The organism is Variovorax sp. 10L421 (assembly GCF_056395365.1).
Genome location: NZ_JBFTJJ010000011.1, coordinates 1 through 16332, shown reverse-complemented (window position 1 = coordinate 16332; position 16332 = coordinate 1). Strand labels below are relative to the sequence as shown.

15 protein-coding genes are annotated in these 16332 nt (G+C 65.5%); 5 read left to right on the top strand and 10 right to left on the bottom strand.

Annotated features, from left to right (window positions below; genetic code table 11):
- Positions 1-16: 16 nt before the first annotated feature.
- Both AC1DFC_RS15795 and AC1DFC_RS15790 read right to left on the bottom strand, forming a co-directional pair.
- The gene (locus AC1DFC_RS15795) at positions 17-850 is read right to left on the bottom strand and encodes a shikimate dehydrogenase family protein (RefSeq protein ID WP_478179551.1); all 834 of its coding nucleotides are present in this window, start codon (positions 848-850) and stop codon (positions 17-19) included.
- 29 nt (positions 851-879) lie between these two features.
- Positions 880-1803, bottom strand: a complete 924-nt coding sequence (locus tag AC1DFC_RS15790; protein ID WP_413333142.1) for a shikimate dehydrogenase family protein — start codon at positions 1801-1803, stop codon at positions 880-882.
- Between the two features lie 199 nt (positions 1804-2002).
- On the opposite strand from AC1DFC_RS15790, the gene AC1DFC_RS15785 reads away from it, so the two are divergent.
- The 5 genes from AC1DFC_RS15785 to AC1DFC_RS15765 all read left to right on the top strand — a co-directional run bounded on the left by AC1DFC_RS15785 (position 2003) and on the right by AC1DFC_RS15765 (position 7064).
- A complete protein-coding gene (locus AC1DFC_RS15785; RefSeq protein ID WP_007828060.1) occupies positions 2003-2797 on the top strand; it encodes an IclR family transcriptional regulator domain-containing protein in 795 nt (264 codons plus the stop codon).
- A 72-nt stretch (positions 2798-2869) separates the two neighbouring features.
- A complete protein-coding gene (locus AC1DFC_RS15780; protein ID WP_007828059.1) occupies positions 2870-3880 on the top strand; it encodes a Bug family tripartite tricarboxylate transporter substrate binding protein in 1011 nt (336 codons plus the stop codon).
- A 25-nt stretch (positions 3881-3905) separates the two neighbouring features.
- The gene (locus AC1DFC_RS15775; RefSeq protein ID WP_478179550.1) at positions 3906-4571 is read left to right on the top strand and encodes a response regulator; all 666 of its coding nucleotides are present in this window, start codon (positions 3906-3908) and stop codon (positions 4569-4571) included.
- Positions 4572-4615: 44 nt separating this feature from the next.
- The gene (locus AC1DFC_RS15770) at positions 4616-6037 is read left to right on the top strand and encodes a sensor histidine kinase (protein WP_478179549.1); all 1422 of its coding nucleotides are present in this window, start codon (positions 4616-4618) and stop codon (positions 6035-6037) included.
- A 19-nt stretch (positions 6038-6056) separates the two neighbouring features.
- Complete coding sequence (locus AC1DFC_RS15765) at positions 6057-7064, top strand: Bug family tripartite tricarboxylate transporter substrate binding protein (protein WP_007828056.1); 1008 nt, start codon at positions 6057-6059, stop codon at positions 7062-7064.
- A gap of 16 nt (positions 7065-7080) precedes the next feature.
- On the opposite strand, the gene AC1DFC_RS15760 is transcribed toward AC1DFC_RS15765, so the two are convergent.
- From AC1DFC_RS15760 to AC1DFC_RS15725, 8 genes are all read right to left on the bottom strand, one after another.
- Complete coding sequence (locus AC1DFC_RS15760; RefSeq protein WP_478179548.1) at positions 7081-8304, bottom strand: ROK family transcriptional regulator; 1224 nt, start codon at positions 8302-8304, stop codon at positions 7081-7083.
- On the bottom strand, positions 8297-9094 hold the full coding sequence (locus AC1DFC_RS15755) for an ATP-binding cassette domain-containing protein (RefSeq protein WP_007828054.1): 798 nt from the start codon (positions 9092-9094) through the stop codon (positions 8297-8299). Before AC1DFC_RS15755 ends, AC1DFC_RS15760 begins: the two co-directional genes overlap by 8 nt.
- Positions 9094-10053, bottom strand: a complete 960-nt coding sequence (locus AC1DFC_RS15750) for an ABC transporter permease (protein WP_413333145.1) — start codon at positions 10051-10053, stop codon at positions 9094-9096. Before AC1DFC_RS15750 ends, AC1DFC_RS15755 begins: the two co-directional genes overlap by 1 nt.
- Positions 10054-10075: 22 nt before the next feature.
- Positions 10076-11086 (bottom strand): sugar ABC transporter substrate-binding protein, encoded by a 1011-nt coding sequence (locus tag AC1DFC_RS15745; RefSeq protein WP_413315172.1) that lies wholly within the window; start codon positions 11084-11086, stop codon positions 10076-10078.
- A gap of 251 nt (positions 11087-11337) precedes the next feature.
- Positions 11338-11919, bottom strand: a complete 582-nt coding sequence (locus tag AC1DFC_RS15740; protein ID WP_478179612.1) for a hypothetical protein — start codon at positions 11917-11919, stop codon at positions 11338-11340.
- A 64-nt stretch (positions 11920-11983) separates the two neighbouring features.
- Positions 11984-12466: a hypothetical protein gene (locus AC1DFC_RS15735; protein WP_413333149.1), complete on the bottom strand. Its 483-nt coding sequence runs from the start codon at positions 12464-12466 to the stop codon at positions 11984-11986.
- Between the two features lie 819 nt (positions 12467-13285).
- Positions 13286-13750: a hypothetical protein gene (locus AC1DFC_RS15730; RefSeq protein WP_413333151.1), complete on the bottom strand. Its 465-nt coding sequence runs from the start codon at positions 13748-13750 to the stop codon at positions 13286-13288.
- Positions 13751-13758: 8 nt separating this feature from the next.
- Positions 13759-16332, bottom strand: a 2574-nt coding sequence (locus tag AC1DFC_RS15725; RefSeq protein ID WP_478179547.1) for an RHS repeat-associated core domain-containing protein, incomplete at its 5' end; no start/stop codon positions are given.

The window sequence follows — 16332 nt, the reverse complement described above, 5'->3', positions numbered from 1 at the left end:
GGGGCGACCCGGCCTTTCAGTACTTCAGTTGGGCCACGGCGCGCAGCTCTTCCGGCGAGGCTGTGCCGAAGCCGAAGAACTCGAGGTACGCGGGAATCATCTCGAACAGCATGTCGGTGCCGACCTGCACCTGGCAGCCTTTGGCCTTGGCCGCCTGCAGCAGCGGCGTGTACTCGGTCTTCATGACGACCTCGCCGACGAAGGTGTTCGGGTCGATGCGGTCCACGTCGAAGGGCAGCGGATCGCCCTCCTTCATGCCGAGCGGCGTGGCGTTGACGACCACGTCGTAGCCGGCCGGGTCCTTCGAGCCGGTGGCCACCTTCATCTGCGGGTAGTGCTCGCGCAGCCGCGCGGCCAGTGCGCCGGCCGAAGCCTCGCTCATGTCGAACAGCATCAGTTCGGCGGCGCCTGCCGCGGCAATCGACGCCGCAATGGCCGAGCCCACGCCGCCTGTGCCCGACACCAGCACGCGCGTGCCCTTGAAGAGGCGCCCCTTGCGCTCCACGCCGCGCACGAAGCCCGCGCCGTCGAACTGGTCGCCCAGCAGTGTGCCGTCGGGCCGTTTGAGGATCGCGTTGCAGGCGCCCGCGACGCGCGCCGTGGGCGTCACCTCGTCGACCAGCGACATCGTCGTGACCTTGTGCGGCATGGTCACCAGCGCGCCGCGGATGTTGCTGAACCTGAAGATCTGCGGCAGCGAGGCCGCGTAGTCCTCGGGCTTGACGCCCATGGGCACGACCACGGCGTCGATGCCGTGCTTGTCGAACCAGGGGTTGTAGATCATCGGCGCCTTGAAGGCTTCGGTGGGATAGCCGATGTGGGCGATGAGTGTGGTCTTGCCGGAAATCATGTCGTTCGTGTTTCTGTAGGAAGGCGCGGTCAGGCCACGCTGGGGGAGTGGTAGCGCAGCGGCTGCGCGATTTCGGCGTGCATCGCCGGCGGATAGATGATTTCGCGCAGGAAGTTCGAGTCGGCCTGCATCGCGGCGGCCGCGTCCAGATGGCCGAAGTAGCGGAAATAGTGGGGCATCTGCTGGATCAGCATCTCGAAGCCCGCCTGCGCGTTGAGCCCGCGGTCGCGGGCCGCGCGCACCAGCGGCGTGGGCTGGTTGCGCAGAAGAATGTCGAACAGCGCCGCATGGCTTTCCATGCGCGCCACGTCGACCGGCAATGCATCGCCATCGACCAGCCCGAGCTGCGTGGCGTTGATCACGAGGTCGAAGCCTTCGGGTGCGTTGCTGTCCACCGAAGCGACGGTCGCGTCGAAGAATGCATCGAGCTTGGCCGCCACACCGGCCGCCTTGCCTGCGGCGCTGTCGTAGAACGCGATGTACTCCGCGCCGTTCACCGTGCCGCCCTCGGCCAGCGCCACGCCGATGGCCGCGGCGCTCACGCCCGCGCCGAGGATCAGCACGCGCTTGCCGCGGAACGGGATGTTGCAGTGGTCGAGCGCGCCGATCAGGCCTTCGCCGTCGAACAGGTCGCCTTCGAGCTGGTCGCCCTCGGTGCGGCGCACCACGTTGACCGAGCCGGCCACACGGCCGAAGAGGCCGCAGCCGTCGAGCAGGTCGACCACCAGCGGCTTGTGCGGCGGCGCGATCACCATGCCGCGCAGGTTGCGCGCGAGAAAGGCCGACTTGAAGAACACCGCGAAGTCGCGCACCGGCACCTGCATGGGCAGCAGCACGGCATCGATGCCGAAACGCTCGAAGGCGGCGTTGAACATGCGCGGCAGCCGCACGTTGCGAACCGGGTCGCCGGGAATCAGGTAAGCCTGGGTGCTGCCGCGGATGGAATGGCTCATGTGCTTGCTTCCGTTCGTCAATCGCTCTTTTCGAGACCGGATGCCGAGCTTTATAGTCGCTTCACTGAAGTCCCGCACTTCTTTCACCCGCTAAACAAGCGATCATCGAACTTGAAAGATCGTTTATCGCTCAATCCAAGGGTTTTCACCTGCATTCAATGCAGCTCTCGAACCCTCCCACGAAGGCACACTTCCCGCCATGAGCAAGGACAGTAAGGACGACTCCGCGCCCCCGCCCGGCCTGGACAAGCGCGACTGGATCGCCGGCCTGGAGCGCGGCGTGAGCATCATCGAGGCGTTCGACGACGCCAACCCGCGCCTCACCGCCAGCCAGGCCGGCCAGCGCACGAACATGACCCGCACCGCCGCGCGGCGCTACCTGCTGACCCTGCAGCACATGGGCTACGTAGCGAGCGACGGCAAGCTGTTCTGGCTCACGCCGCGCGTGCTGCGGCTGGGCCAGTCGTACCTGGAGTCGGCGCGGCTGCCGCGCGTGGTGCAGCCCTTCCTGCAGCGGGTGGCCGCCGGCACCAACGAGATCGCCTACCTCAGCGTGATGGACGGCGACGAGGTGGTCTATATCGCGCGCAACGGCCCCAACCGCAGCATGAGCACCGGTTATGTGCTCGGCGCGCGCGTGCCGGCGCAGGTCACGGCCTCGGGCATGCTGATGCTGTCTCTGCGCAGCGATGCCGAGCTGAACGAATGGCTGACGACTCGGCAGCTCACGGTGTTCACCTCGCACACGATTGCGAGCATGGAGCGCATGAAGCTCGAACTCGCCCGCATCCGGGCCCAGGGCTGGGCCCTTTCCGAGCAGCAGCTCGACCTGAACTCGCGCGGCATCGCGGTGCCGCTGCGCGACCGGCACGGCACGCTGGTCGGGGCGCTGAACATCACGATGCCGATGGGGCATGAAAGCTCGGAGGACGCGGTGGCGCGCGTGCTGCCGGTGCTGCGCGAGACGGCGCAGGCGATGCGCAACCTGATCTGACTGACAGCTTTCCGACAGCAACCGTCGGGCACCATGCGCGCTTTCAATCCAAAAGCGCTGGAGACAAGCACCATGTCCGACCTCTTCGTTCCCGACGACACCCGCCTGAGCCGCCGCGGCCTGCTGCAAGCCGGCGGCGCCGCGGCCCTCGGAGGCCTGCTCCCCTCCCTGGCCTCGGCGCAGGACACCTGGCCCAGCAAGTCGATCCGCTTCGTCGTGCCCTTCGCGCCAGGCGGCAGCTCGGAGATCGTCGCGCGCTCGACCGCCGCCGAGCTCTCGCGCACGCTGGGCCAGAGCGTGTTCGTCGACAACAAGCCGGGCGCCGCCGGCAACATCGCCATGAGCGAGGTGGCGCGCAGCACCGACCAGCACACGATCATCCTCGGCCACATCGGCACGCTGGCGGTCAACCCGTACATCTTCGCCAAGCTGCCCTACGACGCGAACAAGGACTTCAAGCCCGTGAGCCTGCTGGCCAAGGTGCCCAGCCTCTACGTGGTGCACCCCGACGTGCCGGCGAAAAACCTCAAGGAGTTCATTGCGTATGCCAAGTCGAAGCCCGGCAAGCTCAGCTATGGCTCGGCGGGCAACGGCAGCGCGGGCCACCTGGCTTTCGAGTACCTGAAGATGACGGCCGACGTGTTCATGCTGCACGTGCCCTATCGCGGCACCGGCCCGATGGTGACCGACCTGCTCTCGGGCCGGCTCGACGCCTCGGCCATCGGCGCGGCGGCGATCATTCCGTTCATCAAGGCGGGCAAGGTGCGCTGCATCGCGACCGGCTCGGCCAAGCGCCTCGCGCAGTTGCCCGACGTGCCGACCGTGGCCGAGCAGGGCTTTCCAGGTTTCGAGATGACGCAGTGGTACGGCATGCTGGCGCCGGCCAACATCGCGCCTGCCAACCTGGCCAAGCTTTCCGCCGAGACGATGAAGGCCGTGAAGTCGCCCGATTCGATGCAGCGGCTGACGGCCGATGCCGCCGAAGCCGTGGGCGGCACGCCCGAGCAGTTCGCACAGTTCATCGCCTCCGAGCAAGCTCGTTGGCAGAAGGTGATTGCAAGGGCAAACATCAAGCCGGATTGAGCCCTGCCGGCCCTAGCATCGGCCCATGCGCATCCTCCTCGCCGAAGACGAACACACCCTGGGCACCTGGCTGTGCAAGGCGCTGGAGCATGCGGGCATCCAGGTCGAATGGGTGGACGACGGGCACCTGGCCGACCGGGCGCTGCAGCAGCGCGACCACGACGCGCTGGTGCTCGACCTGGGCCTGCCCGGGCTCGACGGGCACACGGTGCTGCAGCGGCTGCGCGAACGCGACCAGCGGCTGCCGGCACTGATCCTCACGGCGCGCGACTCGCTGAATGAGCGTGTCGCCTCGCTCAACGCGGGCGCCGACGACTTCCTCGCCAAGCCCTTCGCGCTGGCCGAGCTCGAAGCGCGGCTGCACGCGCTGGTGCGGCGTGCGCGCGGCATCGAGCATCCGCGTCTGGCCTGCGGCCCGCTGGTGTACGACGGCGCGCGCCGGCACTTCACGCTGAACGGCGAGGCGCTGGCGCTCTCGCCGCGCGAACTGGCCGTGCTGCGCGTGCTGGTGCAGCGCAGCGGCGAGCCGCTGTCGAAGCAGCAGATCCTCGAGCGCGTGTTCTCCGACGACGAAGACGTGCACCCCGAGGCGGTCGAGGTTTTCATCTACCGGTTGCGCAAGCGGCTCGACGGCACCGGGGTTCGCATCGTCACGCTGCGCGGACTTGGCTACGTGCTGGAAACAGACTGAATGAAGCTCACTCCCAGTCTTCGAGCACTTCGGGCTGAGTGGACGTGTTGACGCGCCTGCGCAACCGCCTGCGCCGCACCAGCCTGTGGCAGCGGCTCGCGCTGCTACTGTTCCCCGCCCTGCTGGTGGTAACCGGCCTCGAGCTGTGGATGACCCGGCACGACGCGCTCGCCGCCGCCAACGCGGCCTACGACCGCTCGCTGCTGGGCGCGCTCAAATCCATCGACGCCAACATCTCGACCGCCTCAGGCGGCCTGTCGGTCGAGCTGCCGTACACGATGTTCGAGTTCTTCGAGCTCACGGCGAGCGGGCAGGTGTTCTTTCGCGTGTCCACGTCCGACGGGCTGGTCGAGCTCGGCAGCGCGGACCTGCCCGCGCCGCCCGCCGAACTGGCGATGGGCGTGCCGGCCTTCTACGACGCGGCCTACTTCGGCGAATCGGTACGGCTCGCGGCCTACCGGCGCGACCTCGATCGCGCGCCGGCCGGCAGCACCGGGCGCAGCGTGCTGATCCAGGTGGGCGAGAGCACTCGCTCGCGGCAGGAGTTCAGCGCGCGCTTCGTACGCAGCGCAGCGCTGCGCGATGCGCTGGTGCTCGCGATACTGCTGTGCGGCACCGCCATTGCGCTGGCGGCGGCGCTGCGGCCGCTGTCGCGGCTGGCGCGCGAAGTCCAGGCGCGCACGCCGGACGACCTCACGCGCATTGCGGAAACCGACCTGCCCGCCGAGGTGCGCCCGCTGGTCGCCGCGGTCAACCAGCAGATGTCGCGCACGCAGGAACTCGTCACGCAGCAGCGCCAGTTCCTGGACGATGCCTCGCACCAGCTGCGCACACACCTGACCACGCTGCAGATGCAGGCCGACTACGCGCGGCGCGAGCAGGACCCGGCGCAGGTGCAGGTGGCGCTCGACGCGCTCGGCACCGAGATCGGCCGCGCGACGCGCAGCGCGCAGCAGCTGTTGGCGCTGGGCCGCAGCGACACGGTGTCGGTGGAGCCTGCCGAGTTCAACGTGGCGGCATTGCTGCGCGAGGTGGCGGTCGACCTGCTGCCGCTGGCGCGCGCCAAGCGCATCGACCTGGGCATTCATTCGCCCGTGCCTGAATTCCTTGCCGTGGCGGATCGATCGCTGATGCGCGAGGCGCTGGGCAACCTGGTGGCCAACGCGATCGCTTACACGCCCGCCGAAGGCACGATCACGCTCTTTGCCGCGGGCGACGCGGCGGGCTGGAGCCTCAACGTGGAAGACAACGGCCCCGGTATCGGCGACGAGGAGCGCGCCGCGCTCGGCCAGCGCTTCCGGCGCGGCGCGCGCGCCGGCAAGGGCGGCTTCGGGCTCGGGCTGGCCATTGCGCGCTCCATCGCGCAGCGGCATCGGGGCGAGCTGCGGCTCGAAGCGCGCGAGGCAGGCACGGGGCTGCATGCGATCATCTGGTGGCCCCGCACCCAAGCTGCGGCGGCCACCTGACAAGCCCGCCGCCATGCCCATGCGACCTACCCGCCGCCACGCACTTCGCACGCTGTCCGCGCTGCTGATGCCTTGGGGCGCGGGCGCGAAGGCTGCTGCCAACGATCCCTCCGAAGACGCTGCCGACTGTGTGATCCCCGCCAAGGCCGGCGGCGGCTTCGCACTGACCTGCGCGCTCGCGCGCGATGCGCTGCAGGCCGTGCGCCCCACGCGCCCGCCGCTCGCCCAGCGCTACCTGCCGGGCGGCATCGGCGCCGTGGCCTTCGACCGCATCGCCACCGGCCGACTCGGCGGCCCGGGCACGCTGGTGGCGTTCTCGAGCGGCTCGCTGCTCAACCTTGCGCAGGGCCGCTTCGGGCCGCATTCGCCCTCGGCTGTGCGCTGGATCACGACGCTCGGAACCGACTACGGCGTGATCGCCGTGCATCGCGATTCGCCCTACAAGCGCCTGCAGGACCTCGTCGCGGCGCTGCGGCAGGACCCGTCGCGCATCGCCTTCGGCGCCGGTGGCACGGTCGGCAGCCAGGACTGGGTGAAGGCCGCGCTGCTGGTGCGCGCCGCGGGGCGCGACCACAAGGCCATGCGCTTCGTGTCGTTCGAAGGCGGGGGCGATGCGCTCGGCGCGCTGCAGGGCAAGCATGTCGACGCCTTTCCGGGCGACGCGGCCGAGGCGCTGCAGGCCATTGCCGGCGGCGCGGCCGTGCGCCTGCTTGCCGTGCTGTCGGAGAACCGGCTCGGCGGCGCACTCACCGGGGTGCCGACCGCGCGCGAACAAGGCGTCGATGTGGTGTGGCCCACCGTACGCGGCCTTTACCTGAGCGCGGCCGTGCCGGAATCGGCCGTGCGCGCGTGGACCGCGGCGTTTCGCGAGGCGAGCGCGGCGCCCGGCTTCGCTGCCTTGCGCGAGCAGCACGGCCTGTACCCCTTTGCGCTCACCGGCGCCGCGCTCGACGACTACGTGCAGGCGCAGATCAAGAGTTATCGGCGGCTGGCGGACGAACTGGGCCTGCGGCGCTGGCCTTCCTGAACGCCGGGCGGTCCTGTCAGGCCGCCTTCAGGAACACGTCGTGGTCGGGCGCGAAATTGGCGTGCAGCGGCAGCATCGCGCCGCCCAGCGCACACGCTTGCGCACCCGCCTTGCCGCCATGCAGCCGAGGCTGCCAGAGGCCTTCCCAGTTGCAGCCGTCCAGCGCGGCACGGGTCTGATCGAGCAGCGCCTGCAGCAGCGCGCGCGACATCGAGCCGTCCACCACCACGTCGGGCAGGTCGAGCATGGCGGTGCCGCTCACGATGGCATGCGCCAGCGCCTGCGAGGCGCTTTCCAGCCAGGCTTGCGTGGTGGCGGCATAGGGCGACTGAAGGGCGCGGTCGTCATATGCGGCCATGGCGTCGAGGCCCTCGCCGGCCAGGCGCTGCTCCAGCTCCCAGAGCGACGCCTGCGCAACCAGCTGCGGCGGCAGCGCACCACGGCTGCCCGGAGGCTGCATCGGCAATGAAGCGAGCGCGCCTGCGTTGCCGTGCGCACCGGTGTGCAGGTGCGAGTTGATGACCAGCCCGCCGCCCACGAAGGTGTCGACGAAGATGTACAGGAAGCTCTTCAGGTCGTGCCCTCGCCCGCCGACCAGCTCGGCCACGCAGGCGGCCACCGTGTCGCGCGCGAAGCTCACCGGCACGTCGGTGCGCGCGCGCACCTCGGCCGCCAGATCCATCTGGTTCCACAGGTCGGACTGCGCCTTCGACAACCCCAGCGTGCGGTGCCAGCCGCCGAGCTGGAACGGCGCGGCCAGCCCCGCGCCCACGTTGCGCGCGGCCAGCGGTCCCAGCCCGTCGCGCAGCCGGTGGATGTGCTGCGCGATGGCGGGCAGCAGCTCGTCCGCATCGGGAAAGTCGTAGCTGATCGCGTGGCGCTCGCGCACCTGCGCGGCGAAGTCGATCAGCAGCCATTCGGCGCCGCGCCGCCCCACCTTGATGCCGATGGCGAAGGCGCCGTCGGGGTTCAGCGCCAGCGGCACCGACGGCTGCCCGATGCGTCCGCGCACGCGGCTCTGCTTGACGATGAGCCCGTCTTCCTCGAGCCGCGCGGTGATGAGCCCGATGGTCTGCGCGCTGAGCCCCGTCAGCCGCGCGAGGTCGGCCTTGGGCAGGCTGCCGTGGACGCGCAGCGCCTGCAGCACCGTGCGCTCGTTGAACTGGCGCATGCCGACCTGGTTGGAGCCGCGGGGCCGCAACAGGTCGGGCGTGCGTGCAGGCACGTCCGCATCAGGCATGCGCCTCCGCGGGCAACTGGTCGGCCGTCATGGCGCCGGTCATCACGGCGACCGTGTCGCTCATGCTGATCTTCTTCGGGTTGAGCACGGCCGCGCGGCGGCCGAGGCGGGCCACGTGAATGCGGTCGGCCACCTCGAACACGTGCGGCATGTTGTGGCTGATGAGCACCACGGGCAGGCCGCGATCGCGCACGCGGCGGATCAGCTCCAGCACCATGTTGCCCTCCTTCACGCCGAGCGCGGCGGTCGGTTCATCCATGATGACCACGTGCCGCGCGAAGGCCGCGCTGCGCGCCACGGCCACACATTGGCGCTGGCCGCCCGAGAGCGTCTCGACCGCCTGCGTCATCGACTGGATGCCGACCTTCAGGTCGGCCATGCGGGCGGTGCTTTCCTTCAGCATCTGCTTCTTGTCGAGCATGCGCAGCACGTTGCCCAGGAAGCCGGGGCGGCGCAGCTCGCGGCCGAGGAACAGGTTCTCGTAGATGGTCATGGCCGGGGCCACGGCGAGATCTTGATAGACCGTCTCGATGCCGGCGCGGCGCGCATCCAGCGGATTGCGGAAATGCACTGCCTTGCCGTCGAGCAGGATCTGCCCTTCGTCGGGCACCACCGCGCCCGACAGCGCCTTGATGAGCGAGGACTTGCCTGCGCCGTTGTCGCCGATCACCGCGAGGATTTCTCCTTCGCGCAGCTCGAAGTCGACACCGTCGAGCGCCGTGACCTGGCCGTAGCGCTTCACCAGGCCCTTGGCCTGCATCACGATCTTGGGGTTGGCGATGATGTTCATCAGCGGGCCCCCCTGCGCGAGAGTTGGTCGGCCGCTACCGCAAGAATCACGAGCACGCCCGTCACCAGCACCTGGTAGATCGACGACACGCCCATCAGCGTGAGCCCGTTGCGGAACACGCCCACGATCAGCACGCCGATCAGCGAGCCCAGCACGATGCCGCGGCCACCGAACAGGCTGGTGCCACCAAGCACCACGGCCGTGATGGCGTCGAGGTTCTCGGTCTGCCCCGCGTTCGGGTCGCCCACGCCGGTGCGCGCCACCGACAGCAGCGAGGCAACGCCATACAGCACGCCCGCCGCCACGTACACGCCCAGCAGCACGCGCTGCGTCGGAATGCCGACCAGCCGCGTGGCCTCGGCGTTGTTGCCCACCGCATAGATGTGCCGGCCGGCTCCCGTCTCGCGCAGCACGAACCACGCGAGCAGGTACAGCACGAGCATCAGCACCGAACCCCATGCCACTTCGGCATTGCCGACGGCGAAGGTGGTGCCCAGGCCCGTGAGGCCGCCGGGCAAATCAGTGATGGTCTGCGACGACGAATACAGCTGCGTGATCGCAAAGGCGATGTTCAGCGTGCCCAGCGTCACGATGAAAGGCGGCAGCTTGATGCGCGTGACCAGCAGCCCGTTGAGCAGGCCGAACAGCGTCGTCACGCCGATGCCGCAAAGGATGGCCACCGGTGCGGGCATGCCCAGTTCGGTCGCGAACTTGCTCATGATGATCCCGCCCAGCGCCATCACCATGCCGCACGACAGGTCGATGCCCGCCGTGAGGATGATCAGCGTCTGGCCGATGGCGATCACGCCGACCACCATCACCTGCTGCAGGATCAGCGAGAGATTGCCGCCGGTGAGAAAGCGATCCGACTGGGTCGCAAAGAAGATGCACGCGCCGAGAAGAGCCAGCCACGGCCCGAGGGCGCCCCACGGAATGTGGTGCGTTGGAGACTTCGCCATGGCTTCGTCCTGATGCTTCCGATTACTTCTTGCCCCAGCACAGCTCGGTGCCGGTCTTGGTGTCCTTGCTGTCGACGCCGGCCACGCTCTTGCCGGCGATCAGCGTCACGCCGGTGTCGACGTAGCCCGAGGCCTTCTTGCCCGTCTTGGCGAACTCCACGCCCGCGGCCACGCCCATGGCGGCCATCTTCAGCGGGTACTGCTGCGAGGTCGCGGCGATGATGCCGGCGGCCGTGTCCTTGATGCCCTGGCAGCCGCCGTCGACCGAGACGATCATCACGCCCTTCTCCTTGCCAGCGCGCTTCAGCGCGTTGTACGCACCGGCCGCGGCGGGCTCGTTGATGGTGTAGACCAGGTTCACGTCAGGTGCCTTCTGCAGGCAGTTTTCCATCACCGTCTGCGCCTTGGCCTGGTCGCCGTAGCTGTCGGCCATGCAGACGATCTCGGGCGTCTTCGACAGCTCGTTCGACTTGGCGTCGTTGGCGGCAAGCCCGAAGCCCTTCATGAAGCCGTTGTGGCGCTGCGCGCCCACCGGGTGGCCCGGCAGCAGGTCGAGCGCGATGATCTTCGCGGGCTTGCCGGCCATCGCGGCCTTGGCGTATTCGCCGATCAGCACGCCGGCGGTGTAGTTGTTGGTGGCGAAGAGCGCGTCGGTCGCGTCCGGCGGATCGGCCGGGCTGTCGAGCGCGATCACCATCACACCCTTGTCGCGCGCCTTCTTGATGGCCGGCACGATCGCCTTGGCGTCGCTCGGCGTGATCAGGATGGTCTTGGCGCCGGCAGCAATCATGTTTTCCATCGCCGTAATCTGGCCCGCGTTGTCGCCGTCGGCCTTGCCAGCGCCCGAGAGCAGCTTGGCGCCGAGCTTCTTGGCCTCTTCCTGCGCGCCTTCCTTCATCTTGACGAAGAAGGGGTTGGTTTCGGTCTTGGTGACGAGGCCGATGACGGGCTGGTCGGCGGCGAAGGCGGTGGATGCGGCCACTGCGGTGAGGGACATGGCCGCCATGGCCAGGATAGAGCGGGTGCTGAACATGGTTTGTCTCCGTGGGCAGGCGGCGAAGCGCCTGCGGTCTTGTGGAACCGGATCGCTCGGGCCTTGAGGGCTCGGTGTCCGGGCGCAGGGAGACTATCGGCCAGCAGAGGGACTAAATCAAGTGGATTTAGTTATCGAAAACCCGGGGTTGCGGCGAGGGGGGCGGGACGGTTCGGATCAGGGCGAAGACCCGTTCTCGAAGTGCATGTGCTCCTGGGCGGCACTCGGAAATCTGGCGACGGATTCCGGCGTCATATCCTTTGCCGGTTGCGGCTTGTGATGGCGAGCACGTCGCCGTCCCAGCCGAACAGCGTCGTGGTGTCGCCCGAACTCTTGGACAGACGCCGCCCCAGCGCGTCATAACTGAAGGTGGTGGTGATGCCGCTGTGGTCGGTCGCCGCCGTCATGCGGTTGAAGCCGTCCCAGGCGAACACGGTTCGCCAGCCGTTGCGTACGCGCTCGGTCATGTTGCCGCGTTCGTCGTAGCGGTAGCTGGTGCCGGCGTAGTTCTTCAGCAGGTTGTCCAGCAGCTTGCCGGCCGGGTGCCTCAGTGGTTCGTTGGCCGGGGGCGGGTCGGCGATGTTGCCTGCAGGGTCGAAGGCGAAGGTCTCGCGCCCGAGGCGGCTGTTGGCTTCGAGCAGGCGGCCCACGGGGTCGTAGCGGTAGTTCAGGCTGCCTCGGCGACTGTCGCCGATGGTCACCAGCTGGCCAGCCTTGTCGTAGGTGTAGCGGCGCTGGATGCCGGTTGTCGATTCAATGGCACCAGGCCTGGTGCGGGAGATGTGCTGTTCGAGCAGCCGGCCCGCCGGGTCGTACTTCTGCCGCTGGCTCAGGCCGTTGCCTTGTTCGCGTGCGATCTCGCGGTGCAGGTCGTCGCGCTCGAGCCCAGGATAGGCACTACCCCAGCGCGGGATCGAGCAAGTATCTATACGCGTACGTCAAAAACTCCAAACCCATATCGGGATTAAACCGATTGAGCAGAAATAGATAAAACGGTATGGGCGTCACGCTTTCTCTTGTGTCTGGATCCCAACCAGCTTCTTCATAAAAACAGCAAACAGCACATCGACTTAAACCAGCCAAAGCCGGCTGTTCCTCTTCGAAGCGCCTGAACAGCGCCCAAAGCTCGAGCCTACCTGGCTTTCGCAAATCATCGCTGCCATCAACACCTAAAAAAGCTATCGCCTGTTGCAAATTATCAGCAACAAGATCGAGCTCTTTAGACGGAGCAATCTGACTAAATCGGCCCGTCAAAATACAATTATGCAAAAATTCTGCATACATCTTCATCATCAAAAAAAAGGGCACCTTTTTTTCAATCAATTGCTCTTCAATGGCATCAAGACGCTCTTCTTCCTCTTCGCTATAAGGTTCGGTCATTTTTTCACTCCATCACAAATGCCTAGCCGCCCCATAACGATGCTGCAAGAGCGGCAGTACGGGAGTAATTTTCCGTCATTTCGTTCGGTAGTCGATGTAGCCCCTTCGACCACGCGACGAAGTTCATCAGCGTTAGCTACCTTATGAGCATCAGCAATTTTGCTTAGTGCATCCGGCTCCCCACACCATCCATGCGTATCCGACTGCTGATCGAGCGCGACATCGTCATACATTTTTTTAACTATGGGATTCTGCGCTCCTTTTCCTCCAGCCCCACCGCTGTAGCCAACTGTCGGCTCCGATAGCTTTCCCCCTTCTATAGTGGTTCGAGTACCTCGGTTATTTGGCGTAATACCTTTTTTTCTAGCAAGTCCCAGAGGATCTATCCACACCACCGGATTGGAAGCGAAAGTCGGTCGCCGCAGTCATGCGGTTGAAGCCGTCCCATGCGAAGACGGTGCGCCAGCCGTTGCGTACGCGCTCGGTCATGTTGCCGCGTTCGTCGTAGCGGTAGCTGGGGTAGGCTTAATTCCTCAGGAGGTTATCTAAAAATGGCTATGCCCGCGGCCGCATCGTTCTGCGCCGAATTCTAGATATTCAACCTCAAACTTCCAATACAAATCTGGCGCAAACACTGCATTCGCAGCCAAAATACGCGAAAACTTAATCACTTTTTTCCGCATTCGGCAGCATCTTTTAGAAAAATTAAATCAGCATTAAAATTTTCGCAAGATCAATCGCAATTCGATAAAAAATCGCTTACCCTCGAAATCTTCGTTTTCTACCAGTCGACAAGCGCCAAAAAATTCCTGCAAGCACTTAACTCCAAGGCGCCTTCTCTTCATCCACAAAAAGCCACTGATAGAGAGGTTTTGAGTATTTTTTTGCTTGAGGAACAAGGAAATCTAGAGTTTTAGCATCAAGCAGAGACACACCATGAGATTCAATCACATTAATCAACTCAAGCTCAGCTTCATCATGAGTGAACTCTCGCACAATAGGCTTAGACGTCGAGCCATCCAAATGCATTCGAGCCAAAAAAGCAAAAGGCGCGATCATTGAAATTCTGAAAAGAAAATCATTACCCAGCGAAAAAGATAGAACATAGCCAAAACTCACGTCATAATTTTCATCGGTATCTTCTTTTAAAACAAATTTCTTGCGCATCTCATCCATCATTTGCTGATAAGGTTTTTTTTCAACCTCATCCAACACAAAAGAATAGTCAGGAGCCTCAAGACTTCCGAATTTTCCTTCCAATACCCTAATCCATTTTCTTTCCATTTTTTCCTCTATGGTGTTTCGGGGCCGGCAGGGTGCCCGTGAATTTTTCCTTTAGAGTCTTGATGAACTCTTACCTTGCTCTGAGTTCCTCCTTTGGGCCCCTCGCCAATTGGCATTCCAAACTCGAAGTCCTTCACTCCAGGTCTACCCGGCACTTGCGTTCCATTCGCCCACGCCTCATCTGTGTATTTGATAGCGGCATTCCAATCGCAAAAACAAGATGTCGGCTTCCCGGCATTCACCCGGTTGTCGTATTGCGGCGTCCCCTTCACATGGCCCGCTTGTTTCTGCAATGAGATATGGGGCGGCACGCGAGGCTGTAACCCCAAGGGATCAATCCATTCAGTGGTGTTCAGCGCGTAAGCATGCAGGTTTATCCCGCCAGCCAAAGCGATTGGATCACTTGACACAAACCGCCCCGCTCGGGGGTCGTAGTAACGGTGACGGTTGTAGTGCAACCCCGTCTCTTCATCCCAGTACTGCCCCTGAAACCGAATCGGATTCCTGAACCCCGCCCTTCTCCCAGCCTCGCTGATCGCCTCCCGCGCCTCTCCCCACGCCTTGTACTGCGCCGACCACGCAATGCTGCCCTCATGGTCTGTCAGTTCCTGCGGCGTGCCCAGGTGGTCGCACTGATAGAACGCCATCTCCCTTCTGTCAAACGCCCGCGGCACCTGCCTCTGTTCGCCGTTCCACAGCGGATCCTGCTCGATGTCGTAGGCGCCTCCGTTGGCCTCCATCAGCGCCTTCGCATCCGTCGTCTCGCTCAACGCCATCGCGCTCGCACGGCGAACCTGCATCAGCGGCACGAACGAGTTCGGCTCGTGGATGTAGTGCACGCTCCAGCCGTGCGCGCCGCCCTCCTCGATCGCTGAGCTGCTCTGCGTGCTCTCGAATGCGAGCACGTCGCCGTCCCAGCCGAACAGAGTCGTGGTGTCGCCCGAACTCTTGGACAGACGCCGCCCCAGCGCGTCATAACTGAAGGTGGTGGTGATGCCGCTGTGGTCGGTCGCCGCAGTCATGCGGTTGAAGCCGTCCCATGCGAAGACGGTTCGCCAGCCGTTGCGCACCCGCTCGGTCATGTTGCCGCGCTCGTCGTAGCGATAGCTGGTGCCGGCGTAGTTCTTCAGCAGGTTGTCCAGCAGCTTGCCGACCGGGTGCCTCAGTGGGTCGTTGGCCGGGAGCGAATCGACGATGTTGCCTGCGGGGTCGAAGGCGAAGGTCTCGCGCCCGAGGCGGCTGTTGGCTTCGAGCAGGCGGCCCACGGGGTCGTAGCGGTAGTTCAGGCTGCCTCGGCGGCTGTCGCCGATGGTCACCAGCTGGCCAGCCTTGTCGTAGGTATAGCGGCGCTGGATGCCGGTGGTCGATTCGATGGCGCCTGGCCTGGTGCGGGAGATGTGCTGTTCGAGCAGCCGCCCCGCCGGGTCGTACTTCTGCCGCTGGCTCAGTCCGTTGCCCTGCTCGCGTGCAATCTCCCGGTGCAGGTCGTCGCGCTCGAAGCCCAGGATGTCCTGGCCATCGATCATCAGGCCGTGCACGTGGCCGGAGCCATAGGTCAGCCACTGGGTGACGTGCCCGTCGGGCCGCACGGTGGCGATGCGATGGTTGAGTTCGTCGTAGCGGTGCTGCCAGACTGCCGTGCGCTTGCGCTTCAGGTAGTGGTGATGTTCGCGCGTCAGGTTGCCGGCAGGGTCGTAGAACCACTGCAGGCGTGCATCGCTGTTGGTCGCCTCGAGCAGGCGGCCGTTGCGGTCGTAGGCGAAGCGTTCGGACTGCCCGCCGGCGCGGCGCTCGCTCAGGCGGCCGAGAAGATCGAATTCGAGTTCGGTGCGGTGGCCCGCCTCGATCACTTCGGCGAGCACGCCCGTGGTCTCTTCGTGCACGTACTCCGTGGCCTTGCGGTCGAAGCCGGTTTCTTCGAGCAGTCGGCCTACGGGGTCGTAGCGGAAGTCGTACCGGCTGCCGTTCTCATTGTGCAGTTCGGTCAGGCGACCCAGCAGGTCCCAGTAGTACTTGAGCGAACGGCCCGCGGCATCGGTGCGGCCGGAGATCAGGCCGGCGCGCGTGTAGCTGTAGCGCGTGGCGCGCCCCAGTGCGTCGGTGTGCAGAAGCAGGCGGCCTTCGGCGTCGTGCTCGAAGTGTTCGCTCGTCCTGTCGGGCTGTTCGATTTCTTCCAGCTGGCCGGCTGCGTAGCGATAGCTGGTGGCGTTGCCTGCGGCATCGGTGGCCTTGACCAGGCGGCCGCGCTCGTCGTATTCCCAGCGGCTGGTCTTGGCGGAACAGTCGGTGTAGCTCAGCAACTGGCCCGATGGCGAGTAGACGAGCGCCTTGACGCCGCCCTTGGCATCGGTGATKCGCACGGGYCKGCCGGCCTTGTCGTAGGCGTACTCGGTCTTGTGCCCCAGCGGATCGATCTCTTCCGTGAGRTGRCCYTGCGCGTCGTAGTCGCGCTTCCACACGCCGCCTTCGGCATCGCGGATGCCGGTGAGCCGGTGCAGCCTGTCGTACTCGTAGTGCACACGGCTTCCATCGGCACGGGTGTGCGTCTGCAGGTTGCCGTCGGCGTCGTAGGTGTAGTCGTC